Source organism: Pseudomonas sp. WS 5051, assembly GCF_012985715.1.
In the GTDB taxonomy this organism is placed as follows: domain Bacteria; phylum Pseudomonadota; class Gammaproteobacteria; order Pseudomonadales; family Pseudomonadaceae; genus Aquipseudomonas; species Aquipseudomonas bubulae.
In genome coordinates this window covers 424,412-447,674 of the sequence record NZ_JAAQWV010000004.1, presented here as the reverse complement: position 1 = coordinate 447,674, position 23,263 = coordinate 424,412, and the positions used below count along the sequence as shown (strand labels likewise).

Genomic DNA, 23,263 nt, shown 5'->3' with positions numbered 1-23,263 from the left:
GATGGAGACTCACAGTCTGATTGAGATGCTCATTTACTTGGGCTCTGCTGCATTGATAGTCCCGATAGCCGTTCGATTAGGACTTGGCCCAGTTCTGGGCTATCTATTGGCCGGCTGCCTGATTGGCCCCTGGGGCCTGAAGCTTGTTACGGATGTGGAATCCATTCTGCACTTTGCTGAAATCGGCGTAGTTTTGATGTTGTTTATCATTGGTCTCGAACTTGATCCCAAACGTCTTTGGGCCATGCGCCGAATGGTCTTCGGTGGCGGTGCATTGCAGATGCTGGTCTGCGGCGCTGCAATTGCCGTGTTTTGTGCCGCACTTGGCTTGAACTGGTCAGCAGCACTATTGGTGGGGTTGACGCTAAGTCTATCGTCGACCGCCATCGCCATGCAGGCCATGAACGAGCGAAATATGACACCCACTGCCGTGGGCCGCAGCAGCTTTGCCGTGTTGTTATTCCAGGACATTGCAGCGATTCCGCTGGTCGCGATGATTCCATTGTTAGCGGCAAATGGTGGTACGCCCTCCGGCGCGGAGCTCGCGTTGTCCATTGCAAAAATCGTCGGCGCGATCGGCGCGGTGGTGCTCTTGGGTCAGTACGTCTCACGACCCGTTCTGCGCTTTGTTGCGCGCTCAGGCTTGCGCGAAATCTTCAGTGCCGTGGCGCTCTTCCTAGTGTTTGGATTTGGGTTGTTGCTAGAAGAGGCAGGATTGTCCATGGCTATGGGGGCATTTCTCGCCGGTGTCCTATTAGCAAGCTCAGAGTACCGGCATGCGCTGGAAAGCGACATTGAGCCATTCAAGGGGCTACTGCTTGGTTTATTCTTTATCGGCGTCGGTATGTCGATCGACTTTGGCACGCTGATTGATGCACCACTGAAAGTTTTAACACTGACCTTAGGTTTTATCCTGATCAAGCTGCTGGTGATCAAACTTCTTGGCCGCTTCCTGAACGTTCCTACTCAACAGCGCTCTTGGCAGGCGGTATTTCTCGGTCAGGGCAGTGAGTTCGCCTTTGTGGTATTTGGCGCAGCAACGGTTGCGGGCATCCTGGTCGACCCTTGGGGTAAAAGTCTAACCTTGGCGGTAGCACTTTCCATGTGTGTGACTCCTCTGCTGATTCTAGTGCTCAATCGCTTGGAATCAGCGCGCAAACAGGACAATCAGGAAGCTGACACCATCGACCAACGCAATCCTCGGGTAATCATCGCTGGCTTCGGTAGATTCGGCCAAATTGCAGGCCGTCTATTAATGTCCTGTGGTTTTGAAGTGGTGGTGCTAGATCACGACCCCGATCATATCGAAACGTTACGCAAGTTCGGAGTCAAGGTGTTCTACGGCGACGCGACCCGTCTTGATTTGCTGCACGCCGCTGGTGCAGCTCAAGCAGTGGTTCTGATCAACGCCATCGACAACCAGGAAGACAACTTGGCACTGACACGGCTGGCCCAAGAGCATTTCCCCGCCATGAAACTGGTAGTGCGCGCTCGTGATATGGGACACATCATTACCCTACGCCAAATGGGTATAGAGGAAGCCGAGCGGGAGACTTTTGAAAGCGCTTTGTCCCTTGGACGCAAAGCCTTGGAACAACTTGGTGTTGGGCGCTATGAAGCCCGTGAACGCGCGGATCGCTTCCGCCGATTGAACCAGGAAATGCTTGAAGAAATGGCCCGACAGCCCGAGGAGGACACTGAATTCAAGTACGACGCATACAAGCGGGCAAACGCCCTTCTAACAGAAATATTCAACGAAGACCGAGCTCATACTATCAACAACTGGCCTGATAAAAGTCGCGCCAAGCCGGAAGAGAAAGATAGCTAATCCAAGGCAGAAAAATCTAAAGCCACTTTAAGGTAGCTTTACAAGACGTCCTTTAACTCAGCCAGGATTGCTTTCTTCAACGCGGCAACAGAACGAGAGCCGGCCAAGACTAAGCGCAACCGCCCTTCGTGAAAAATCGCCAAGGATGGCACTGACCGGATCCCATACATTTGGGAAATCGTCGGCGAAACAGCTACATCGATCCTTGCAAAGGATGCGCGAGAATGCATCTTGTCTGCAAGGTCGTGAAAGACCGGCTTCATCTCTTGGCATGGTTTGCACCAAGACGCCGAAAACAGCACGACACTGTTCCCCTTTGCAACGAATCGAGTGAACTGTTCGGCTTTCAAGTCTACGATACGGTTCATTTTCACCTCACCCACGATGCAATTTCAGACACAGAAATTGCAGCACCATCAGGTGCCGCAATCTCTCTAACATCAATTACAACCATCAAGACCGCAGACTTGGCCATTAAACGACTCATCCTCACCCTTTGATTCCAAATACATTTGGTTCAGTGCTTGAAGAAAAGCTTCTTGAGACTGAGCACCCGAAACAGAGAACGAATTATTGAAAACAAAAAAAGGAACGCCTGACCCAAATTGAGCCGCCGCGCGCTCGTCGCTCTGCATCTGAAGGCGCAGATCAGGGGATGACCACGCGAGTCGAATCGACTCATCAGATACCCCAACAGACTTTGCTATCGCCTCTAGACTTGTTCTGTCAAACAGCGATTTACCTTGGGTGGTACTTTGCTCATAGAGCGCTTCCATAAGGTTTTTCTTCACGACTTCATCTTCGACTGCTTTGACTAATACGTGAGCATCCGCTGTATCACCAAACATCATGGTTTCAAAATGGTAATCAAGCCCCGTAGATGCGCCATATTGCTTAACTGTATTCATCATGGTTACAGCAGCGGCTGGACTACCCAACTTACGCTTGAGGGCTCCGACCATAGGTTCAGCAACATGGTTCGGGGCAAGACGGTAAGCTCTGACGTTAACTTGAACGCTGTCCTTGTGAGGAAAGCTTTCAAGCGCTTTCTCAAAACGACGCTTAGCGACCCAGCACCAAGGACAGACATAATCAGACCAAATATCAACTACGAATTTCTTCGGAATACCGCTCATAAATCTCTCTCTAGTGAAGGGAATAAAGGCGTCGCTATTAAGGAAAACTAAAAGCGACTATTAACAACTCGGCTGCTTGCTTTTGGTGTGTCTGATCTGACGAGCAGGCATCACGACTGATTGCTCCAGGGATTCGAGTATGTAGTCGAATCCTGCTAAGGGATCAGCTGATCTACCTAATGTCCAATCAATAAGGCACTCCCCCTCTAACACACTCAAGAGCATGAATGCATAGGATTTAGCTGGCTTGGAAAGTATCCATCCTTTCTGAATGGCTACCTCGCTAATGGTTCTCTGTAGCCAGTCAAGTTGTGTCTCAAAAAAAACTCGAGTCAGCACTTGAAGTGATAAGGGTAGCGCTGCCATTTCTGCCGCCAGTGCACCACACAACGGTAGAAGCCCTTCATTCCCACTATCGACGAATAGACGGGAGAAGGCTCGAAGCCGCAACATAGAGTCTTCATCAGCGTCTTCAATTGACAGAATAGTCGCATCAAAGCGAATGATAGAGTCTTTAATCAACTCTTGACCAAGACACTCTTTGGTCGGAAAGTGGTGATGAATGCTGGCTTTTCTAATGCCAATCGTCGTGGCTAGATCTGCATAGCTAAATGCTGAGTAGCCCTTAGACCTCATCTGATTTTCCGCGACTTTTAACAGCGCTGCTCTTGTCGAACCTGACATTGAAAAACTCCTGCGCCCAGAACTAAGCCGCCCTACACCAAAAGCTGGTAGTTGAAGCCAGCTGGGCCAGTCAGATAGCCGTGAATAATCACTCGAGCCATTACACCTCCCAGCACTCTTGGTGATGGAATGGGAGTCGATTTTGGCAGCTCCCATCAGACAGCGTTAGCTGAAATCAGGCACGAACGGCCATGATTCCCGCATCCACGTCCCAGATAGCACCGGTCACCCAGGATGTCTTATCCGACAACAGGAACACGATAGTGTTGGCCACATCTTCCGGAACGCCAACTCGGCCCAGTGGGTGAAAATCGTTCAGAGACTTCATCGCTTCTGGGATTGCCTCTTTGTCCATGAAGCCCTCATAGATAGATGTGTGAACAATTCCTGGAGAGACGGCGTTTACGCGGATGCCCGAGTGAGCCAATTCAATCGCAAGGTTGCGGGTCAGCGCATGCAGACCTGCTTTAGCCATGGAATAGGCAGAGGACGGCGAACCTGCCAAAGCAGCCTGTGCGCCGATGGAGCCAACGTTGACAATTGACCCTTCCCGCTTGGCGGCGAGCATGTTCTTGACCACCGCTTGGGTGATGAAGAACGTTGCACGATTAATAGACAGGTACATATCGTACTCAGCCTCGTCGTGCTCAGTGAAAGCTTTGGGAATGAAAATACCAGCGGAGTTAACCATCAGGCTGATATCGCTATGATTTGTGTTGATTTCGTTACGAACGAAATTCATACCCTCTTCTGTCATGAGGTTTGCGACTATCACTGAAACCGGGCCAAGCGGGCTCAATTCGCTACGGACGGCGTCTGCCTTGTCTTGCTTGCTACCCGTCAGCACCACGCTGCCACCCGCTTTCAGCACCATACGAGCAGTTTCCAAGCCCATTCCGCTGGTACCACCGACGACAAGCAGTTTCTTACCTTTGAAAAAATCGTTCATTTCATGCTCCCGGTAACTAGATTACGAAAACCGTAGCGCCAGAGAAAACTCCTCAACTGGCGCTTTTAGGGTTCAGCAGGTGTCAAACCCTAAAAATCAGTCTTCTAGAACTTCGAGCGTTGGCACCATACGAATGGCTTTAGAAAAGTTGGCATAGTTGACCGATGTCTTGATCACATTCTTATGCAGCTCTTCCACACGCTCACGGGATGCGTCGGTGTGCAAACGAATTACAACACTTACTTCGTCGTAGCCTGGGTTAACGTTCTCGTCCAAACCCAGAAAACCACGTAGATCGAGGGTACCGTCAGTCTCAATTTCCAGACTGTGGATCTTGATACCCATCATTGCAGCGTTGGCCGCGTAGCCTACTGACATACAGGCATTGAGGGCCGCCATCAGCAGTTCCTGAGGGTTCGGCGCAGTATTCTGGCCAAGCAACTCATTTGGCTCATCGGCGACGATTTCGAAATCACGTGAATAGGTCTCACCGGCGAGGCTGTAGCGGCTGACTTTTGCCACAGAGCGTGTTTGGCCTTTCCACTGAGTCTTGACGTTAAAGCTGGCGTGCCGCTTGGAAGCATCCTCAGCAACGCCTTGGGCAAACTGCTGCAGTGCGGCTACATCAATACCATTCAGATTATTTGTCATTTGGTAAATCCTCTGTGGAGCGCATTGTTTCGTGTGGGTTTGTTTGCGACAAAACAATCCTACCAACTGGTAGGTTGGCTTGCAACAGAGTTTTTGGAAAAATAATCCCTGCGCTAGAGATCTTGATGACACCAATGCCTCCAAAGCCCTATGAAACAAGGCGCGCATCGATACGCTACCTGTCAGAACAGACAGGCAGATACGGAGCTTCACCAGGCTAAAACGCCATGAGCTTTGTATTCGAGCGGGAAGATTCAACCTATGCAGAGAAAATCTACAGAGTATCGGAGACGTTACGAGATGGGGCCCATCTAAAAGATGGGCAAAAACAATGACTTAAGAAGAAATCCGGAAAGGGATCATCAAATCGTATTCTAGATAGAAATTACGAAACGATAATTTTCTGCAAAATAAAATCAAACCCAGATTGGTCGACAACCTTATCGTTGAACGCCCAAGAAACGAAGCTACTACCTTCAAGCAAGCTCAAAATAGCACGTGAAATTTCTTTAGGATTAAGGTCTGCCTTTATAACGCTCTCACCCTGCCCCTTCGCAATATTTTCCTCCAACCATGAGATATGTATTTCGAAAAACTTTCTAGTCAGTTCTTTGAGACTATCAGGCAAAGCAGACAGCTCAGCTGCAAGTGCACCGCACAGAGGTAGCATCCCATTTTTCGAGCTATCAACAAACAGAGATGAAAATGCTTTCAACCGGATGATGGTATCGGAACTCTCCTCGTTAATCAGATCTAAATTTTTAGTAAATCTAAAAAGATAGCTCTCAATAACTGCAATACCCAACCCTTCTTTTGTAGGAAAGTGATGATGGATACTGGCTTTTTTAATACCAATTTCTTGAGCTAAATCAGCATAGCTAAATGCAGAGTAGCCTTTGGTACGTAGCAATAATTCGGCAGCAGTTAAAAGGTCTGAACGCGTGCTCATAAGCTTACCTAAATGTTTGATACAGGCATATTAGCCGTCTTAGCACTATGGTTCAACTCAAAGCGATGAGAGAACGCCGCGAGACGTGCTCTCATCGCTAATAAGCTAGGCCCCTACGTGACTAGGTGTACCCGCTCCTTCTAAGTCCTTTTCTTTTGAGCGAACTGCCCTCGACCAACCAAGCATCAATGCTCCTGCGACTAAAGGTATAGAGAGGACAGTATAAGTACCATTTGGATAGTCGAGCGCCAAGAGAACCAATACTACGAGTAAAAAACCGAGCGTCAGCCATGAAGTAAACGGCGCTCCAGGCATTTTGAATGAGACCATTTCCACCTCGCCCCTCTTCACTGCACGGCGATACATAATTTGAGAAAGAACTATGAAGGCCCACGTAGAAAGTATCCCCAGAGAGACCAAATTCAGTAAAAGCTCAAACAATTGAGAGGGAATGAGGAAATTCAAAATAACACCAAATACGTTAATGCCCATGGTAACCAAAATCCCCATATAGGGCACACCTTGAGTACTCATGCGCTTAAACATTTTGGGTGCAGATCCGCCCATAGCAAGTGATCTCAACACACGACCCGTAGCATACAATCCTGAATTGAGACTAGAAAGTGCTGCCGTCATTACAACAATGTTCATGACGGAACCAATTCCTGGGATACCAAGTGCCTCAAAAAACGTGACAAACGGGCTAACATTTGCACTGTAGGCAGTCCAAGGTAATACCGTAACAAGCAAGAATACGGAACCAACATAAAAAAGGCTAATCCTCCAAATCACACCATTAATTGCTTTTGGAATCACTTTTCTTGGATCTGCCGTTTCTCCAGCTGCTGTTCCGACCAACTCTATGCTTGCATAAGCAAAAATGACACCTTGCACGATGATAATCGCTGGTAATATTCCATGAGGAAAGACCCCACCGTTATCTGTTATCAAATGAAAGCCTGGGATATGACCAGCCACTTCATGACCCGTTGCAAAAAAATACGATCCAACTATCAAAAATATGCTAATTGCAGCTACTTTTATCACAGCAAACCAAAATTCCATTTCACCAAACCATTTGACACCAACCATATTCATTAGCGTCACTACGCCTAAAGCACTCAATGCAAATAGCCACTGAGGTACATCCGAGAACACACTCCAGTATTTCATGTATATAGCAATAGCAGTAATATCAACCACACCAGTTAATGCCCATACAACAAAATACATCCAACCCGCAACGAAGGATGCACGTTCCCCCATAAACTCTCTGGTATAGGACACAAAACTTCCACTACTTGGGCGATGCATAACCAGTTCGCCAAGGGCCCTTAGTATAAAGAACGCAAATATGCCACAAATTAGATACACAACTGCAAGTGCTGGCCCCGCAATTTGCAACCTAGCACCAGCACCTAAGAACAAGCCAGTTCCGATCGCACCTCCCAAGGCCATCATTTGCACATGCCGTTTTTTTAAATGCTTCGAATACCCACTATCTTGAGAATCGAGCCAGTTCGATGCATCATTTTTTTTGTCACTGCACTGAGTTGCTGTTAGGGATTCTATTTTTTGTTTTTTCATACTTCACCCAAGCGATTTATCTGCAGTTTTTATTATCCATAGCAATTCTTAACTTCTAATCCTTTTACCAACGAGATACGGAAATCGGCGTGTACTTGCGTAGCAGCAATAGCACGAAGCCATCCACTCCCAATTCAAAATCCTACACCGAGCGTCGATGCGATACCGACCAGATAGTAGAGTTTTGAGTCGCAAAAAATCTACCATCCACATGGTTGGCGTGTAAACTCTATTTTTTAAAATATCCTAAGACCATGTTCTATATGACATTTATTTATAGGCCAACCTAGTAGTAGACATTTAATAAAAATAGCTTTTTAATCCTAACCCTGCGTCACTTCTGTCCGCACCAAGCCACCAACCGCTGCAGGAATTGGATGCCCGTATGAAAAAATATAAAAACGTTCAAACCTTACTCGCCCACGCGTCTATCGAGCCTGAGCAGCATCATGGATTCGTAAATGTGCCGGTTTACCGAGGCTCAACCGTGGCTTTCCCTTCGAGCGCATCTATGCGCGAGGGGCGCCAAAAATACATCTACGGCCGATGGAACAACCCCTCCACGGAGGCACTTACTCAGGCCCTTAAGCAGTTAGAGCATGCTGAAGGCACAGTGCTTTGCCCATCAGGGCTATCTGCCTGTACGACTGCCATACTGTCGGCAGTTGGAGCAGGGGATCACCTGCTAATCGCCGACAACGTATATGCACCAATTAGAGCCTTTTGTGAACAAGTGGGTAATCGCCTTGGAATAGAGGTATCGTTTTACGATCCTACAATAGGTGCCGGTGTAGTAGATTTTTTTAAGCCAAATACAAAAGCCATCTATACGGAATCCCCAGGCTCATTGACTCTAGAAATACAGGACATACCAGCCATCGCTAAGGTTGCCCATGAGCATAATATTTTGGTCATTGCTGACAACACGTGGGGAACTCCCCTTTACTTTCCATCGCTCGAACTAGGTGTCGATCTTTCCATCATGGCCGCCACCAAATATATCGTCGGCCACTCTGATGCCGTTCTCGGTACTGTATCAGCCTCCAAGCGTGCATGGGAAAGCCTCAAAAAATTCCACTTCAACATGGGATTGTTTGTTAGCCCTGATGATGTAACCTTGGCACTTCGGGGAATGAGAACGTTAGATATTAGGCTTGAACGCCACTATAAAAATGCGACAACAGTAGCCAAATGGTTGGAAACACGCGATGAAGTTGAAGTAGTCTATTATCCAGCATTAGAGTCTCATCCTCAGCATCAATTATGGAAAAGAGACTTTAGAGGAGCCTCGGGCTTGCTGTCCTTCGTGACCAAACCTTCTTCACAAGCTGCGGCAGACGCGTTATTGGATAGCTTATCGTTATTTTCAATTGGCTACTCTTGGGGTGGATTTGAAAGTTTGGCTATGATTGCAGATCCCAAAGCCATCCGAAGTGCGACATCCTGGGAGATTGATGGGCACCTTGTACGACTTCATATCGGCCTTGAAGATCCATTTGACCTGATCGAAGATCTCGAAAAAGGTTTTGAAGAATTTAATTCTCTACGCAACAAACCATAATCCACTAATTGCTAGGTTAACCCTTTACAGGGTTTTCCTAGTTTGCCGGATGCAAAATTTCAGTCTTTGAAATTAGTCTTTGTCGCTGCCTGTCAACCCAAGTGGCGTAAGCCTCCGGCCAACTCACCTTCCTGACCACGACGCCAAAGGCGATGGCGCCCAACTAATTTTAGTGGACACCATTTCTAGTCTTTTAAGCTGGTCTTTCATGCAGCCACAACGCCTTTAGTACTTCAAATCCTTCAAAGCCGGATTCATTCAAGAGAGCTCCGAACCTGGCGCCTCGATTGCCATCGTCGCGCTGGGCCACAATCTCAACGCAAATCTCGTCCATAATTGGATTCGGCTGCAATCGCAAAAACCATTGCCCTGCAGCCTGCCTTGATTCCCCTGAAATTACCGTCGTCGAAGTCACGAACGGATATTACTGGAGCAACCATCTGCTTCGAAATCCCATATCCACGCGGTGCCTTCAAAATTAACTGATCAACCGAAAGCGCGGCGGCCTATGCGACCTTTCTGCGAGACTTGTAGAGATGATCCCCGACGCCATAAGGCTCGCCACCGAGCCTATCAGCAGAGCCTTGGATTACAGCCTGAAGCGCTGGACAACGCTGTAGCCCTACCTCAATGACGGGGCCGTACACATTGACAATAATTGGGCCGAGAACCAGATTCGACCGTGGGCCTTGAGTCGTCAATACTGGCTCTTCGCAGGGTCACTACGCAGCGGCAAACGGGCGGCGGTGATCATATGCCTGATCCAGTCGGAGCGACTCCACGAGCATGATCCGTATGCTTATTTGAAGGACGTCCTCACTCGCCTGCCTACGCAACGGGTCAGTGAGATTATGGAACTGCTACCTCGTCGCTAGGTGCTTGCTCAATGAGTCCGTTTTTTAATGGACTTTTCGAAAACTATCCCAGGAGGGAGCAATGGTAGATAAAGCGCACGAGTACGAAGTCCAGGTAACTTGGGCCGGCAACAACGGGACAGGAACGTCATCTTATCGGGGTTACAGCCGGGCGCACTTAATCGCAGTTAACGGCAAAACTCCAATCGAGGGCTCATCCGATCCCAGTTTTCGAGGAGACCCTACGCGCTGGAATCCCGAGGAATTGCTCTTGGCATCCTTATCTGCGTGCCACAAGCTTTGGTACCTTGGCCTTTGCGCTGAGGCCGGGGTCGTTGTAGTGGCCTACGAGGACAACGCTCAAGGAACAATGGTCGAGGAGAGCAACGGCGCTGGTCAGTTCACCTCAGTTATTTTGAGGCCCAAAGTGATCCTGGCATCGGGGTCTGAGATCGAAAAAGCTCAGATGCTGCACAAAATAGCTCATGAAAAATGCTTCATTGCTCGTTCGGTAAACTTTCCAGTCAGCCACGCTCCCGAAATATCGATAAGGCCAGCCACTTAGTTAACCAGAGATGGTGTCCGCATAGTCGAGCACCATCTCATAGTCTACGTAACTGCTTAGAGGAAATTGCCGGACGCTTACGACTCGGATTCTTAGCTCTACACTGCAAAAAAGGCCCTTAAAGGGCCCTTTTGCACTCAAACCAGAATCACTTGGCTAACCAAGACTCAACGGTGTCCGAGCCGTACTCTGCTTTCCATTCCTTCAACCCTTTGTGATTCCCACCTTTGGTTTCGATGACTTCACCAGTGTGAGGGTTTTTGTAGACCTTAACCTGACGAGGCTTACGAGAGCCGGATTTAGATTCGGCTACTGGAGCGCTACGGCCAGCCTGAGGATCCAGCAAGTTGATTACGTTAGACAAGCTGTAACCGTACTCAGCAAGCAGAGCGCGCAGCTTCGTTTCGAACTCTATTTCCTTTTTGAGGCCTGCATCCCCTTTCAGGGTTTCTAGGGCTTGTAGTTGCTCGGCTAGGTGTTTTTCGAGCTGGCGAAATTCGGCGAGTTTTGACATGCTTAGTCTCTACGTAGTTAGTCCCCTAACAATACACCAAACTCTAGAGTTAACCGTAAATCGTTTAGTTATAAGATTCATGAATGAGCGATCACAAAGACCCGCACTGAGGAGTCTAGGTTCGCAACTTTAATTTATTCGTGTCCTGTCAAAAGCGAAGTATTGAGACCAACCTTTTGAGGCATGGCGGTGTCTACGGAACCTGGCGCGATTCAGTACGCCAGATGTGGAGGCTGCTTGGGGATTGAATTGGACATTGGGAAATGGAACGTCATTTTCCCAGAGGTGGTAGTAGAACAAGGCCAGGTCAGACCTGAACGTTGTCCCGGCCTCTTCAATCCAGGAACGTAAGGTGTCGGCAAGATCAGCTCGGATGTGGCGGGTCAACTCTCTCGAGAAGCCCAGGTAGGCAGAGTTGAATGCTGTGGTTTGCAGCAGCTTGTCCAAAAGAGATGGAAGCCCTTCAAGCTCGTCAAAACCTTTGCGAATCAAGACCTCCCTGAATAGCTCTCTCTCGCTGTACACACCATCCAAACGTGGGCCGGGCACGCCTGCGTCATCGCTGCTACCTGCGCTTTCGCGAGTCGTGTGAATGAAGTTCGTAAAGTATGGCTGCTTCAGCTCCGCGTATTTTCTCAATACGTTGTTCAGAAGATCGTTCAGTTGGGCTTGCTCTTTCTTCTTACCGAAGAAATCTTGAATCAAGCCTTTGGATCTGTATTGAAAGTCGGGATAAAACGAAGGATCCAGTGGAGTGAGGTGCCGCAACGTGAGCTCTGATGACGGCGAAACTTGGGAGCTCATGCACCACGGGCATGCTGTCTCGAAGGTAGTCCTGTTGCATCCGTTGCATTGGTAAATCATCGTTTCCGTTCCTTCCCAAGTCATCGCGCGCCTTCACGCACATCATGCTAGCGACCATAGCTCAGTGCCATCACTCAGTCCACGAGCTTGTTTCCACTGCACGCAGACGCACCAATGATGGCGAAATACCACCACGGCGATTGGAGTGCCGGGCCGGCTAAGCTAGAGTTCCAGCATCTATCAGCCGGACGCTCCGTTGTTGAGCAGTCATCAGGGAAGAGACTATGCAAATTCAGCATCTGGAAATCGCGAACTTCCGCAAGCTCCTATCCGTACGAGTCGACCTCGCAGCCGAGACCACACTCCTCGTTGGAGCCAACAACAGTGGCAAATCATCTGCGATGCTGGCCTTGCGCAAGTTCCTACTTTCGAAAGCGTCGATTTTCAGATTGCAAGATCTTACTCTGAGCCATCTCGCCACAATCGATGCCATTGGTGAAGCTTGGGAGGCTGCAGATGATAGCTTCCCCATCCCAGTCGCAAATGAATGGGCTGATTGGTTGCCAACGCTAGATATTTGGCTTGAAGCAGCTCAGGGCGAGCTTCATCACATCCGAGATCTCATACCGAACTTCGCCTGGAAAGGCGGCCATGTCGGTATGCGGTTCCGGCTGGAACCAGATGATATGCCAACGCTGTTTGTCGATTACCGCAAAGAGCGGGCACGAGTGAGGGAGCTTCAGCAGGAAATTCAAAAACAGGCAGCGCTAGGTACGCAGCCACCATCGCTTCCGCTCTGGCCGCAGAGCTTGCATGATTACCTGAATCGGCGAATCGGTAAAACCTTCAAGATCCGATGGTACCGACTTGATCCAGGCCAGCTAAAAGCTCCAGATCCTGCAACTCGTAAAGCTAACCCGCAACCGCTTGCGGCCACTGCAACGCCACTCGAGCGCAATCCCCTAACAGACCTGATTCGAGTCCACGAGATCAATGCTCAACGCGGCTTTGGTGACAGCGCTGACGAAGGCGTCCTAGAGGGAGGACATGGATCGGGCAGGAAGCTCTCGGAACAATTGCGAGCGTACTACAGCAGGCATCTCGATCCAGGCGATAGCCCAGATATTTCAGATTTGGAGGCACTCAGAGCAATTGAGGCAGCTCAAACCGCCTTTGACACTCGCTTGAGCACGAGCTTCGCGCCTGCGCTCAAGGAAGTCGCCGGCTTGGGCTATCCGAATAATTCCGACCCATCCATCCGAGTTTCCACCCGCCTCGCCCCTACGGACGGGATGAACCACGAAGCAGCGGTGCTGTTTGAATTGGATTCCGTTGGAGGAGCCCCTGGAGCACCGCCTCTTAGGCTTCCGGAGACGTCCAACGGGCTCGGCTACCAGAACCTCATCTCAATGATATTCCGATTGATGGCATTTCGAGATGAATGGCTGAAGAAGTACAGAAGCCCTGAAGAGCAAAGCGCTACTGGTGTTGAGCCTATACATTTGGTTCTAATCGAAGAACCGGAGGCCCACCTACACGTCCAGGTTCAGCAAGCATTCATAAAACACGCCTACCATGTGCTGTGCAGCGACCCATTGCTAGTGAAGTATCCGAACCTCAGGACACAGCTGATGGTGAGTTCCCATTCCAGCCACGTAGCTCATGAGATTGACTACGAAAACTTGAGATACTTCCGCAGACTTCCGTCCGGCATGGCCGGGATATCAATCCCAGTCTCTACCGTTTCGAACCTAAGTACAGTGTTCGGCGAGTCCAATCAAACGAAGGAATTCGTTACCCGTTACCTTCGGGCCCAACATGCCGACCTGTTCTTTGCGGATGCGGTGATCCTTGTTGAGGGGGCCGCTGAGCGCATGATGCTTCCACATTTTTTGAGGCAGCACTTTCGTTTCCTAGACCAGTGCTACATCACCATTTTGGATATTGGGGGAAGCCACGCGCATCGGCTCCGGCCCCTGATCGATGCGTTGGGTATTGTCACTCTGGTGATAACTGACTTGGACGCGGGTCTCCTACAGATCGGCAAACCTGTCGAGCGGAAGAAAGGCCAAACCACTAACAACCCAACCGTGCGCCATTGGATGCGAGCAGCAGGCCTTGGACATGATGTGGACTCATTACTGGATCTGACCTCCGACAGTAAAGCTCAGCAAATTGACGAGCTGTTTTCGATCAGGATCGCTTATCAGACGCCCATTACTGTCCGCTTACCCAAAACTGGGCTAGAGGTCGAAGCATTACCAAATACCTTTGAAGACAGCCTTGTCTTGAGCAACACAGAGCATTTTGCTAACAAAGCGGGACGCGGGCTGATGCGATCTTTCGCCAAGGCGCTACGTGAAGCAGAAACATCCTTAGAGCTTGGCACAGAGCTGTTCACCAAACTCAAGGATGGTGATAAGGCAGAGTTCGCACTACACGTTCTCGGCGATTCTGATTTCGCCAAGTTGACGGTGCCTACTTACATCCATGAAGGCTTGGCGTGGTTGCAGTCCAAGCTCGAAAGAAAAAGCAAAGAGCTACTGGTCATCCCTTCAGCGATTGTCGAGGTGACACCATGAGCCGGCAGCCGGAAGCTACTATGGATGATGTTCCAGATGCCGATCAGATCATTCAGGACTGTCTGAATCTCGACCATCCGAAGAGTTTTTTCCTATACGCCGGCGCTGGCTCTGGAAAAACCCATTCGTTAGTCGAAGCCGTGAAAATTCTAAAGAATAGGGAACGGCAACGACTGACTTTTGAAGGACGCCAAATCGCGATCATCACCTATACCAAAGCGGCGTCCGAGGAAATTACCCGCCGTCTTGAACACGACCCACTGGTGGTTGTGTCAACCATTCACGCCTTCTCTTGGCGGATGATTCAGGGCTTCAATGATGACATTCGTGAGTGGCTTCGGGTCAAGCTCACCCAAGACATTGGTGAGCTCAATGAGAAGCTTGGAAAGGCTCGAGGGCAAAACAAGACATTTCTAGCAAATCAAGCTTCAAGGGATAGCAAAGCTCGTCGCCTCGATTCCCTGGATGAGATATCCACATTCATTTACAGCCCTACCGGCGACAATCGCGGTAGGCAAGCCCTAAACCATAGTGAAGTCATTCAAATGGCAGCTGCTTTTATCCAGTTGCCTCCATTGCTGAATATTATGGCGGATTTGCACCCTGTACTCTTGATCGATGAGAGCCAGGATACCTATGGGCCTCTCATGGATGCTTTTCTGCGAGCACAATCCCTCATCCCTGACCGTTTCTGTCTCGGGCTTCTCGGCGATACCATGCAACGCATCTACAACGATGGGAAGGTGCGCTTGGAGGAAGCGATCCCTCCAGATTGGGCGGTGCCCGAAAAACGTATGAACCGTCGCTGCCCAACAAGGGTTGTTGATCTTATCAATGTAATCCGTGCGGGCGCAGACAATCATCAGCAGAAGCCAAAGCCGGACGCCATAGAAGGCACGGTTCGAATGTTTTGCACCCAACAGACACCAGGTCAAAGCTTCGGGTTGGAGGAAGACATAGCACAGCGCATGGCAGCCATCACCGGCGATACTCAGTGGGCAGCTGGTAAGGATGGAAGAAAGACCCTCATCCTTGAACACAAGATGGCCGGACGTCGAATGGGGTTCGAGGGTGTGTTCACACCTTTGTATGGGGTTGAGCACCTACGAACCGGGCTGTTGGACGGAACACTGCCAATCTTGAAACTGTTTTTCGAACGGGTGGCCCCTATTCTTCAAGCTACCAAAATGAACGATTTCAGTCTCATGGAAGCTGTGCGGCTTCAGTCGCCGCTTCTCGACCCTAAATCCATGAAAGAGGTGCCTGACCAGTTAGCCTTGCTTGAGAAAGCAGGAGACGCTACTGAATCGCTGTGTGAACTATTCAATGACAACGACCCCCTGATAGGAGACGTCGCTCAAGTCCTACTCCAAACAGGCCTGCTGGATCTCCCAGACCGACTTGTAGCAGCTCTATCGCTGGGCGCTACGACTGATGCCCCTCCAGACACATCGGATCGTGATGCATTAGAAACCCATGCATACCAGACTCTACTAGGGCGTCCCTTCTCGGAAATGGCTGCGTTCGCTGGTTATACCGATGGGCTTTCCCCCTTCGACACGCACCAGGGTGTAAAGGGGCTGGAGTTCCCCAGAGTCATGGTCATCCTCAATGACGAAGAGGCAGGTGGTTTCCTTTTCAGTTACGACAAGCTCTTGGGTGTCAAACCAGCTTCTGACAGCGACGTAAAAAATCAACACGAGGGCAAAGATGATTCCTTGGCTCGCACTCGTCGCCTGCTGTATGTCACGTGCAGCCGGGCCGAAGAAAGTCTCGCGATTGTGGTTTACACCGCTCAGCCTGGGATAGCTAAGCAGCGAGTAATCGAGGCAGGATGGCTCAAGCCCGACGAGGTCGATCTTCTGTGAAACTCACTACCAACGACATGAATTGTTTGACGGATGTACTGAAGAGACAAGTGGCACAGGGCATGGCTTCAGCTAGGTGATTAGACGACGCAAACCTGCTTTCGGAAAGCTAGGCGCAGTCGAAGCATTCCAATGGATGTTTGACCTGCGCTGATCCAAAATCTGACAGTCTTCACAGCGTAATACGCTTACTACTTTTCAGGATTGAGACAGCGTTGATGCGATTTTTTTTGGATACAAACATCTGGAGTTACATCGCAAATGAGGATGCTGGCAGCGAACTTGCCATGCGCGCCCGGGCAGCAGGAGTTGAAATTGTCGTTTCTTCCGCTGTGGTGGATGAGGTACAGCAACTGCCGGTGCCGGACGCCCGCCGTAAGGTAATCCGGCTTCTTACAGAAAATGATTGGAAGCGCCTGATGCCGGAGGTGTTCAGCGAATGCTCTGAGGTCAAAGCAGAGATAATCAGGCTGCGGCCGGAATGGGTCATAGCCAAGCCGAACATGAGGGAGTTCAACCGAGTCAGATATGACTGGGTAAGGCGTACCGGTGGCTTCTGGGATCGTGCACGCAGGGAGATTGATTCCCCTCCAACGAATGAAAGCGTTCGACGGGAGCAAGAAGAGAACCTGGCTGTCGAGCAGTCATTCGCCATCAGAGAACGGCTGAAGAAAATCAGGCCTGGCAGTGAGACACATCTACAGCATGTCGGACACATCCCAGAAACCGGCACGCCAGGCTGGACGGGAAAGCCTGTGCACTACTGGCGCGTGCCCAGCCTGCATATGTTCAAGTCCGAACTGCAGATTTACGAGAGTGCGATCAGAGAGTGGCTCGACAGCGAGATTGACGTGCCCGCCATGCTTTCATCAACCGAGTCGATGAATCGGCTATGGCTGCATGAACTCGATCCCGCAGCGGTCCCGCGGCAATGGCTACGCGGGTCGTTCGAGTTTCTTCAAGCATGGCACAAGGTCACCACCGGCACGCCGGGCGACTCTCGTCTGGCGACGCACTTGGTTGACGCGGAAGTCATCATATCGGCGGATAAGAATTTCGTCCGGTTTGCAGAACGCTGTAGAGAAGAAGCGCCATTTAAGATTGGCAAGACTCTGCTTGCGAAGGCTAATCGCGCAGGTGTCGATGAGGTACTGCAATGGATTTCCAACGCAAACACACTATGACGTCCTGTCCCGAGCGTCCGGTGTAGATTTCTAGCTCTGCTGCGGGGATTCAGGCCCCGTCATCTTTCTAATCTGCTGTAATGAGGTAACCATTGTGACTGCCCCCCATGAACTGTCTGGCGACGAATATCAGCTTGAGGACTTTCTGCGAAGACAGCGTGCGGACTTCGACGAGCGCAGCTATTGGCTTCAACATTCGCTGGGCGCAGAAAGTCATTGGCTTTTCATCCAGGCGTATGACGCGCTGAAGCATGAGCTCTACCTGCCAGCTTGCACTGGATTTCTCACCGGAATCGAGGGCTCGCTTCGCAATACGATGGCTCAAGTGAAGATCCCTGCACGAATCGACAACGTTGACGATATCTCGCTGCTCAGTAACTCACTGCTGCGCCAAGCTAGGGCCAACGGCATGTCAATCGACGCCTTAGCATTTCCAGGTGAGCAAGATTTCGAAGCCAATCTGCCTACCCGCCAGAATGTTGAACTCGTCAGGGTTCGGCACACCCTGTGCCACGGCAACATTCTTGAGTATGTCCGTGCGCAAGATGATTTGCCGCCATTCTTCACACCTGAGTGCTGCCGTGACCTTGCCAATAAGCTTCACATGATCTCGCGTAACTGGGTGGCGAACCTTGGCGAGTACAGAAAGCAGATTGTCGGCCCGCAATGATTCATCTTCCAGGCCCGGCCTCTTTTGGCCCGAAGGAGCGACCTCTTCATTGACGCCACTCCACACCGCAACTTAGCGTTAGCAAGCAATGACTCAAGCTCAGAATGATTTGAACACAACCTCCCCTCTCACCGCCCGCAAGGTCTGCCAGATACTGACGGACGTCGCACTCGGTAAACGCATCATGACACGAAGATCCGTGCAGTCCTGGAGCGAGATCTATCACGGCCTCATGGCTGTGGAAATTGATGGCTGGCGACTCACACTCTTAAATGACTGTGACACCCTGGACTACTGCGAGTACTGCAGGTCGCCTGATGGTAGAGTCGGAACACTTGAACTCTGGCTGCGCGACGGATTTGATCCTGTCGAGCTAATGAGTTCCAGGGAGCGTGAACGGCTCGAACAGCTGCTCGCCGCGCTCTGAGCCTGCACGCAAAGCACGTTACCATTGCCGACTTTAAGCTATGGAGACCACACGTGAGAAAGCCACCGATAAAAATCATGATCGAAGAATGGGATGGTGACGGTGCAATCCGAATTCCCGATGAGGCGCTACAGGAATTGGAGCTAGACGTCGGCGACGCGGTGTATTTGATAGAGGAGTTTGTCGGCAATACACGCTGCCTTGTCCTATCAAAAACGCCTCAGATTGCAGATCGAATAGACGAGCTCACTGAAGCCTGGGATAGCGGACAGCTTGGTAAGGCCCAGGACAAATGAGACAGCCGTAATGTGCTTTCGAACTTCCAGCCCACGCATTGGAGTCTCGACGGAGAACAGTTGATCCTGGAGCCGATTCCAAAGCTGCGGTTCTCTTCGCTACTTATGGTTCGCGATGCGGCTATTGCCGGTGGTGGCGCCGCCCTCATTCCACAGTCCATTGCCTGGAACCAGCTTGCGCGTGGGGAGTTAGTTCAGTGGGGCACGGTGTTGGGTGTTGAACCAAGGCTTTGGGTCTTGCATACATCCAGGCGCCTTACTGCTCCCAAGGTTCGCGCATTCGTCGATTTCATGTGCGCTAAATATCCAGATATGTCCCTCATTCTAAAGGGATAGCTCTCTTTCACCCTGAGTCATACGCCCGCTTTTGGTCGGATAGGACTTGCTACGGCTATGAAAGAGCCAACCGCAGAATCGCAGGCATCGTAGTCAGTATCAAAATTATGGACATAGAGATGTTGAAGGCTAACGAATAACTGGGGTCGTCGGGGTAGATGTCCTCTAGGCTGAGGTATCCCATATCGAACTCCTAGCTAAGAATTTACTCGTTACATAGTACTGCCTGTACTCTCCACAAAGCTCAAAGACGCCACCGATAGCGTGTAACAACATTAAATTCGGCCCTTCGCGTCAGCGCCTACAAAAAACCAGCCAGCAGCAGGCGATATAGTGTGCGCATGATAACTTCAGCTCAGACATCACTGTTCTGAGAACCCAACTTGAGCACAGCCACCGTACACAACGATTTCAATACACTGATCAACGCCCCAAAATTTTCGGACGACCCGGTTGGTCGGCGTCAAATGAAGCGGTGGCAGATCATCGCGGAAGACATCTACAAAAGCACTTCAGCAGAGGCGTTGCTCGAAGCTAGAGGCAGAGCTGAAGGCTACATCCATGGCCTTGTGGACGCTGGGCACTTATCAACGAGAGACACCGATCGTGACCACCTCATTTTAAGCATTGTCCAACGGAGACGTGAGTTTTTGCAGAAACTGCTGAACGAGTTCGGTTACTGAAGAAGGGCTAACTGTGAATCCGTCCGATGAAAAAATGGGCTTCACTGGATAGCGGCAGTTTGAAGCGCTCCACACGTCTAACTCGGAGCGCTGCTGATCAAAACCGTAATAGCCATCCAGCGCTCATCAGCTGCCATGCAGTCATACCGCCACTACGCCAGAGATTAAGTATTCAATCTTCTGATTTGAGACGATCACCCCATCGAATCAATTCAAGAAAATTACGTCGCCCACCGCCGCGCTTGAAGCTACCAACAAGGTAATTTCCCTCCCCCGTTTCCAAAAGCCAGAAGCGTCCTTCTTTCCATGCCCTATGAATTTTTGTCGTGCAAATGATTCCGCCATTGGCTGTTCGATACACCTCGTCTTCCTGAAGGTGATCGAAGAACACGCCAAGGCACCTGTTGTCTATGATCACCGCATCGCTGATAAAAGCCGTAATGGCCACGGTGTATTTTCGAAGACTTGCCTGTACAAGACGGCTCAGCTGAAAATCACTGAGATACTTACTATGAAATTCAACTTCAATGATTTCAGGCATCCGGCCAAAGCTCCAAAAAGGGTCATTATGTATTTGTGCTGACCGTTGCCTACCCGGCCTTCATGGAAAAAGCAGCGCCAATGCTTGCCTCTTTTTTCAGACCTGAACCTAAAAGAAGGTAGACGGTACTGTTGGTTTCAAACATGCAGCCTTCAGTGAAGGATTTTCCGAAGTTACTGCGTACCCACATACCGGATTGAAAGCGACCTTTACTGTCAAGCACGACTTCGTGAGCGAAAAGCGTCATGGGAAATAGACCGAGGCTCGTAAGCTTTTCCCTTTCAACCGGCGTCACAGTGAGGTCGATCAAGATCCACTGTTTCACCACACAGAATGCTTTGCCTGGGAATGTCTTTGCAGCCAAAGAGATCAAGTCTTCTTGTGAGCCTTCCCAGCCGACAACCTCCTCTCCAGCGCCGTACAAGAGTTGCGAGACCTCTTCCAATGTCACCATCAAAAATCCTCCATCCCGTTGAGCTCGGCCAGCCACGCGAACGTGTCCAATAGCCAATCACTGACAATCAAAGCTTGATCAATAAATCAGGATCAAAGCCCGTATTCTGCCCCGGATAACCGCGTGGATTGGACACCACTCGACACCCTTCCTTTAAGAAGTCCGCCGCAACGTGGGTATGCCCATAAACCCAAAGATCAGGCTTACTAAGTAACTCTGACCAATCGTTCGCATACGCTGCAGCCAGATGTCCAGGGTGATCGTCACCCAGGTGATCCAACACTGGTGCATGGTGTGTGACCACCACTGTTTTGCCGTCGAAAGGTCTATTAAGCTCTTGGGTTAGCCATAGGTGAGCTCTCATTGACTTAGCGACTAGGTCGTCTGGACGCAAGCGCCTGTAATCCAAGTCGGCTCGAATAGTCAAGAAATCGTTCATCGAATCCCAAGCAATTCTCTTTGCCGCAACCACATCACCCGTAGACGAATAATCCGTCCAGGCAGTTGTGACCAAAAAGCGTGTGCCATCGAGAATGAGCATCTCGTTTTCGAGTACATGCACATGGGGCAATGTAGCGTCTTTCATCTTTCGCAGTGTGTGACCTATGTGCCCGCCGTAGTACTCATGATTACCGCATACATAGATCACTGGGCATTGAAAAACCTCGCTTGCCCATTTCACGCCCCGCGATTTGATATCAATGTCGCCGGCGAGAATTACTACGTCCGCGTCGCTTGGGGCGGGATCGAACCGAGCGAACTCGAGGTGCAGGTCTGAATAGATTTGTAGCTTCATGGATTAACCTGCTGCCGTTGTAGTGGCGGAGCGATTCGGGGTTTGATAGTTGGTGCAATGGAAATGCTTCCCGGCGGCAGTCATGGCGTCGTAGATCGTTCGAATATTTCTGAGCAGGCATGCGTCGATCACGCCGGGCGAGCTGCTGTAGATTGCTCCGCTATCGACTTTATGAAGCAGTACGCACTCACCGCTTCTGTCGTAGCCGACGATTGCACTGATCAACTTTTCCATACGCTCTAAAGGACTCCCATTCATGCAAGGGGGAGTCACAATCTGAACCACCTCAATCTTGTGCTCTGGGCTCTGCTGCGAGAGTAGGTGTGTCAGCATCGAAGGGTCTGATGGCATCATTTTTTTGAACCGAGGCTTTGCTCCTTCACAAATGCGAAAGCGCACGTGATACCAGAAATCCTCGGTGTCTCGTTCGATCATCCGCCAAGCCGTGCGGCCAGGCCCAGGGAAGCCCGGTAAGCCGACCATACAAGACTCATCTGAAATAAACATGATGCTGATTTCCTCGTTTGCGGTGCTGCAATTCGAAAGGCGGCGCCCAAGTTCGCAAGCAACCAACCTCAGCGATAATTCCTTTAAATTGACAAATATGGACTAAACCGCTGCTGACGACGGAGCCCAACCATCGGCGCCAGTGCAGTGCGGTGGTAGCTACTCACCTGAAATTCACAATTACGCACTATATTACATGGATATGAATTGTTCAATGTGGCCTTATCCTTCCCTTTACGGGAAGCACCCATGCCTTCGAGATCAACGCTGGCAGCGATCCTACGCTCGATCAGAACTGCTCGAGGTCTGTCTCAAGAGCAACTAGGTGGCGCAGTGGAAGCACGGCATTTGCACAATGTCGAGCACGCGAAGACCAACATCACACTCGACATGCTCGAGCGCATCAGCGCGCGACTGGAAGTCGACCCCATTGCTTTATTGGCGATGGCATCCATTTACGAGCGTCAAGAATCTCTCACTTCGTTCAATGCCCGTCTGCTGGCAGAGATGAACAAGCTTGAAGCGCTAGGGGTTCTCTCTGGTTTACCGAGCCATTTCGAAGGCGGTGGTTTAGTAACAGGCAAAGCCGGCAAGCGACCTATCCCGGCAGATAGAATTCAGGCTGTGCTTGCCTGCAAAGCTGAAGGAATGACGCAGAAGCAGACATCTTTAAAATTAGGGATGGCTGCTTCAACCGTTCATAAAATCTGGCATTCAGATTCTGGATCCGCCGCCAGTCAATGAGTCTAAGTACCTCGCGGTCTAGCTCTAGCGGTGGCTTCCACAGCCGGCCACTCTTAGGCAGCACTGTTGGATTCTACTCGATGAGGTCTCACG

At 50.3% G+C, this 23,263-nt stretch carries 22 protein-coding genes and 3 pseudogenes; 12 read left to right on the top strand and 13 right to left on the bottom strand.

Going from position 1 to position 23,263, the window contains the following annotated elements; genetic code table 11:
* Window position 1: 1 nt before the first annotated feature.
* On the top strand, window positions 2-1,828 hold the full coding sequence (gene kefC, locus HBN79_RS09280; RefSeq protein ID WP_169916606.1) for a glutathione-regulated potassium-efflux system protein KefC: 1,827 nt from the start codon (window positions 2-4) through the stop codon (window positions 1,826-1,828).
* Window positions 1,829-1,866: 38 nt separating this feature from the next.
* Here the strand turns inward: kefC and HBN79_RS09275 are convergent, their stop codons facing one another.
* From HBN79_RS09275 to HBN79_RS09245, 7 genes are all read right to left on the bottom strand, one after another.
* The gene (locus HBN79_RS09275) at window positions 1,867-2,196 is read right to left on the bottom strand and encodes a thioredoxin family protein (RefSeq protein ID WP_169916605.1); all 330 of its coding nucleotides are present in this window, start codon (window positions 2,194-2,196) and stop codon (window positions 1,867-1,869) included.
* A 72-nt stretch (window positions 2,197-2,268) separates the two neighbouring features.
* The gene (locus HBN79_RS09270) at window positions 2,269-2,964 is read right to left on the bottom strand and encodes a DsbA family oxidoreductase (protein ID WP_169916604.1); all 696 of its coding nucleotides are present in this window, start codon (window positions 2,962-2,964) and stop codon (window positions 2,269-2,271) included.
* Between the two features lie 60 nt (window positions 2,965-3,024).
* Window positions 3,025-3,648 carry a TetR/AcrR family transcriptional regulator gene (locus HBN79_RS09265; RefSeq protein WP_169916603.1) on the bottom strand — a complete coding sequence of 208 codons (624 nt, stop codon included), beginning with the start codon at window positions 3,646-3,648 and terminating at the stop codon, window positions 3,025-3,027.
* A 175-nt stretch (window positions 3,649-3,823) separates the two neighbouring features.
* Window positions 3,824-4,597 carry an SDR family oxidoreductase gene (locus HBN79_RS09260; RefSeq protein WP_169916602.1) on the bottom strand — a complete coding sequence of 258 codons (774 nt, stop codon included), beginning with the start codon at window positions 4,595-4,597 and terminating at the stop codon, window positions 3,824-3,826.
* A gap of 96 nt (window positions 4,598-4,693) precedes the next feature.
* A complete protein-coding gene (locus HBN79_RS09255) occupies window positions 4,694-5,248 on the bottom strand; it encodes an OsmC family protein (protein WP_169916601.1) in 555 nt (184 codons plus the stop codon).
* A gap of 385 nt (window positions 5,249-5,633) precedes the next feature.
* Window positions 5,634-6,197, bottom strand: a complete 564-nt coding sequence (locus HBN79_RS09250) for a TetR/AcrR family transcriptional regulator (RefSeq protein WP_169916600.1) — start codon at window positions 6,195-6,197, stop codon at window positions 5,634-5,636.
* A gap of 105 nt (window positions 6,198-6,302) precedes the next feature.
* Window positions 6,303-7,784, bottom strand: a complete 1,482-nt coding sequence (locus HBN79_RS09245) for an amino acid permease (protein ID WP_169916599.1) — start codon at window positions 7,782-7,784, stop codon at window positions 6,303-6,305.
* A gap of 385 nt (window positions 7,785-8,169) precedes the next feature.
* Between HBN79_RS09245 and metC the strand changes: the two genes are divergently transcribed.
* From metC to HBN79_RS09225, 3 genes and pseudogenes are all read left to right on the top strand, one after another.
* The gene (gene metC / locus HBN79_RS09240; RefSeq protein ID WP_169916598.1) at window positions 8,170-9,345 is read left to right on the top strand and encodes a cystathionine beta-lyase; all 1,176 of its coding nucleotides are present in this window, start codon (window positions 8,170-8,172) and stop codon (window positions 9,343-9,345) included.
* Between the two features lie 572 nt (window positions 9,346-9,917).
* Window positions 9,918-10,220 (top strand): annotated as a pseudogene (locus HBN79_RS09230) (transposase); the annotation flags it as partial.
* A 61-nt stretch (window positions 10,221-10,281) separates the two neighbouring features.
* On the top strand, window positions 10,282-10,764 hold the full coding sequence (locus tag HBN79_RS09225) for an OsmC family protein (RefSeq protein ID WP_169916597.1): 483 nt from the start codon (window positions 10,282-10,284) through the stop codon (window positions 10,762-10,764).
* A gap of 148 nt (window positions 10,765-10,912) precedes the next feature.
* Here the strand turns inward: HBN79_RS09225 and HBN79_RS09220 are convergent, their stop codons facing one another.
* The gene (locus HBN79_RS09220; protein WP_169916596.1) at window positions 10,913-11,278 is read right to left on the bottom strand and encodes a histone-like nucleoid-structuring protein, MvaT/MvaU family; all 366 of its coding nucleotides are present in this window, start codon (window positions 11,276-11,278) and stop codon (window positions 10,913-10,915) included.
* A 216-nt stretch (window positions 11,279-11,494) separates the two neighbouring features.
* Window positions 11,495-12,142, bottom strand: a pseudogene (locus HBN79_RS09215) (restriction endonuclease); the annotation flags it as partial.
* A gap of 224 nt (window positions 12,143-12,366) precedes the next feature.
* Here HBN79_RS09215 and HBN79_RS09210 point away from each other — a divergent pair.
* The 7 genes and pseudogenes from HBN79_RS09210 (at window position 12,367) to HBN79_RS09180 (ending at window position 20,128) form a co-directional block, all read left to right on the top strand.
* On the top strand, window positions 12,367-14,664 hold the full coding sequence (locus tag HBN79_RS09210; protein ID WP_169916595.1) for an AAA family ATPase: 2,298 nt from the start codon (window positions 12,367-12,369) through the stop codon (window positions 14,662-14,664).
* Window positions 14,661-16,532: a UvrD-helicase domain-containing protein gene (locus tag HBN79_RS09205; protein ID WP_169916594.1), complete on the top strand. Its 1,872-nt coding sequence runs from the start codon at window positions 14,661-14,663 to the stop codon at window positions 16,530-16,532. Before HBN79_RS09210 ends, HBN79_RS09205 begins: the two co-directional genes overlap by 4 nt.
* 218 nt (window positions 16,533-16,750) lie before the next feature.
* Window positions 16,751-17,716 (top strand): hypothetical protein, encoded by a 966-nt coding sequence (locus HBN79_RS09200; protein WP_169916593.1) that lies wholly within the window; start codon window positions 16,751-16,753, stop codon window positions 17,714-17,716.
* A gap of 94 nt (window positions 17,717-17,810) precedes the next feature.
* Window positions 17,811-18,386 carry a hypothetical protein gene (locus tag HBN79_RS09195; protein WP_169916592.1) on the top strand — a complete coding sequence of 192 codons (576 nt, stop codon included), beginning with the start codon at window positions 17,811-17,813 and terminating at the stop codon, window positions 18,384-18,386.
* Window positions 18,387-18,866: 480 nt separating this feature from the next.
* Window positions 18,867-19,109: an AbrB/MazE/SpoVT family DNA-binding domain-containing protein gene (locus HBN79_RS09190; protein WP_169916591.1), complete on the top strand. Its 243-nt coding sequence runs from the start codon at window positions 18,867-18,869 to the stop codon at window positions 19,107-19,109.
* An 18-nt stretch (window positions 19,110-19,127) separates the two neighbouring features.
* Window positions 19,128-19,445, top strand: a pseudogene (locus HBN79_RS09185) (LysR substrate-binding domain-containing protein); the annotation flags it as partial.
* Window positions 19,446-19,828: 383 nt separating this feature from the next.
* Window positions 19,829-20,128, top strand: a complete 300-nt coding sequence (locus tag HBN79_RS09180) for a hypothetical protein (RefSeq protein WP_169916590.1) — start codon at window positions 19,829-19,831, stop codon at window positions 20,126-20,128.
* Window positions 20,129-20,300: 172 nt separating this feature from the next.
* On the opposite strand, the gene HBN79_RS09175 is transcribed toward HBN79_RS09180, so the two are convergent.
* From HBN79_RS09175 to HBN79_RS09160, 4 genes are all read right to left on the bottom strand, one after another.
* Window positions 20,301-20,669, bottom strand: coding sequence for a hypothetical protein (locus HBN79_RS09175; protein ID WP_169916589.1), 369 nt, complete (start codon window positions 20,667-20,669; stop codon window positions 20,301-20,303).
* Window positions 20,670-20,718: 49 nt separating this feature from the next.
* Complete coding sequence (locus HBN79_RS09170) at window positions 20,719-21,123, bottom strand: hypothetical protein (protein ID WP_169916588.1); 405 nt, start codon at window positions 21,121-21,123, stop codon at window positions 20,719-20,721.
* 67 nt (window positions 21,124-21,190) lie between these two features.
* Window positions 21,191-21,919, bottom strand: a complete 729-nt coding sequence (locus tag HBN79_RS09165; RefSeq protein WP_169916587.1) for a metallophosphoesterase family protein — start codon at window positions 21,917-21,919, stop codon at window positions 21,191-21,193.
* Between the two features lie 3 nt (window positions 21,920-21,922).
* A complete protein-coding gene (locus HBN79_RS09160; protein WP_169916586.1) occupies window positions 21,923-22,426 on the bottom strand; it encodes a hypothetical protein in 504 nt (167 codons plus the stop codon).
* 249 nt (window positions 22,427-22,675) lie between these two features.
* Between HBN79_RS09160 and HBN79_RS09155 the strand changes: the two genes are divergently transcribed.
* Window positions 22,676-23,170 (top strand): helix-turn-helix transcriptional regulator, encoded by a 495-nt coding sequence (locus HBN79_RS09155; protein ID WP_262372321.1) that lies wholly within the window; start codon window positions 22,676-22,678, stop codon window positions 23,168-23,170.
* Window positions 23,171-23,263: the final 93 nt, after the last annotated feature.

Excerpts from the sequence above, each read along its gene's own strand:
- kefC (WP_169916606.1), top strand. The coding sequence starts at position 2 with ATGGAGACTCACAGTCTGATTGAGATGCTCATTTACTTGGGCTCTGCT.
- HBN79_RS09275 (WP_169916605.1), bottom strand. The coding sequence starts at position 2,196 with ATGAACCGTATCGTAGACTTGAAAGCCGAACAGTTCACTCGATTCGTT.
- HBN79_RS09270 (WP_169916604.1), bottom strand. The coding sequence starts at position 2,964 with ATGAGCGGTATTCCGAAGAAATTCGTAGTTGATATTTGGTCTGATTAT.
- HBN79_RS09265 (WP_169916603.1), bottom strand. The coding sequence starts at position 3,648 with ATGTCAGGTTCGACAAGAGCAGCGCTGTTAAAAGTCGCGGAAAATCAG.
- HBN79_RS09260 (WP_169916602.1), bottom strand. The coding sequence starts at position 4,597 with ATGAACGATTTTTTCAAAGGTAAGAAACTGCTTGTCGTCGGTGGTACC.
- HBN79_RS09255 (WP_169916601.1), bottom strand. The coding sequence starts at position 5,248 with ATGACAAATAATCTGAATGGTATTGATGTAGCCGCACTGCAGCAGTTT.
- HBN79_RS09250 (WP_169916600.1), bottom strand. The coding sequence starts at position 6,197 with ATGAGCACGCGTTCAGACCTTTTAACTGCTGCCGAATTATTGCTACGT.
- HBN79_RS09245 (WP_169916599.1), bottom strand. The coding sequence starts at position 7,784 with ATGAAAAAACAAAAAATAGAATCCCTAACAGCAACTCAGTGCAGTGAC.
- metC (WP_169916598.1), top strand. The coding sequence starts at position 8,170 with ATGAAAAAATATAAAAACGTTCAAACCTTACTCGCCCACGCGTCTATC.
- HBN79_RS09225 (WP_169916597.1), top strand. The coding sequence starts at position 10,282 with ATGGTAGATAAAGCGCACGAGTACGAAGTCCAGGTAACTTGGGCCGGC.
- HBN79_RS09220 (WP_169916596.1), bottom strand. The coding sequence starts at position 11,278 with ATGTCAAAACTCGCCGAATTTCGCCAGCTCGAAAAACACCTAGCCGAG.
- HBN79_RS09210 (WP_169916595.1), top strand. The coding sequence starts at position 12,367 with ATGCAAATTCAGCATCTGGAAATCGCGAACTTCCGCAAGCTCCTATCC.
- HBN79_RS09205 (WP_169916594.1), top strand. The coding sequence starts at position 14,661 with ATGAGCCGGCAGCCGGAAGCTACTATGGATGATGTTCCAGATGCCGAT.
- HBN79_RS09200 (WP_169916593.1), top strand. The coding sequence starts at position 16,751 with ATGCGATTTTTTTTGGATACAAACATCTGGAGTTACATCGCAAATGAG.
- HBN79_RS09175 (WP_169916589.1), bottom strand. The coding sequence starts at position 20,669 with ATGCCTGAAATCATTGAAGTTGAATTTCATAGTAAGTATCTCAGTGAT.
- HBN79_RS09170 (WP_169916588.1), bottom strand. The coding sequence starts at position 21,123 with ATGGTGACATTGGAAGAGGTCTCGCAACTCTTGTACGGCGCTGGAGAG.
- HBN79_RS09165 (WP_169916587.1), bottom strand. The coding sequence starts at position 21,919 with ATGAAGCTACAAATCTATTCAGACCTGCACCTCGAGTTCGCTCGGTTC.
- HBN79_RS09160 (WP_169916586.1), bottom strand. The coding sequence starts at position 22,426 with ATGTTTATTTCAGATGAGTCTTGTATGGTCGGCTTACCGGGCTTCCCT.
- HBN79_RS09155 (WP_262372321.1), top strand. The coding sequence starts at position 22,676 with ATGCCTTCGAGATCAACGCTGGCAGCGATCCTACGCTCGATCAGAACT.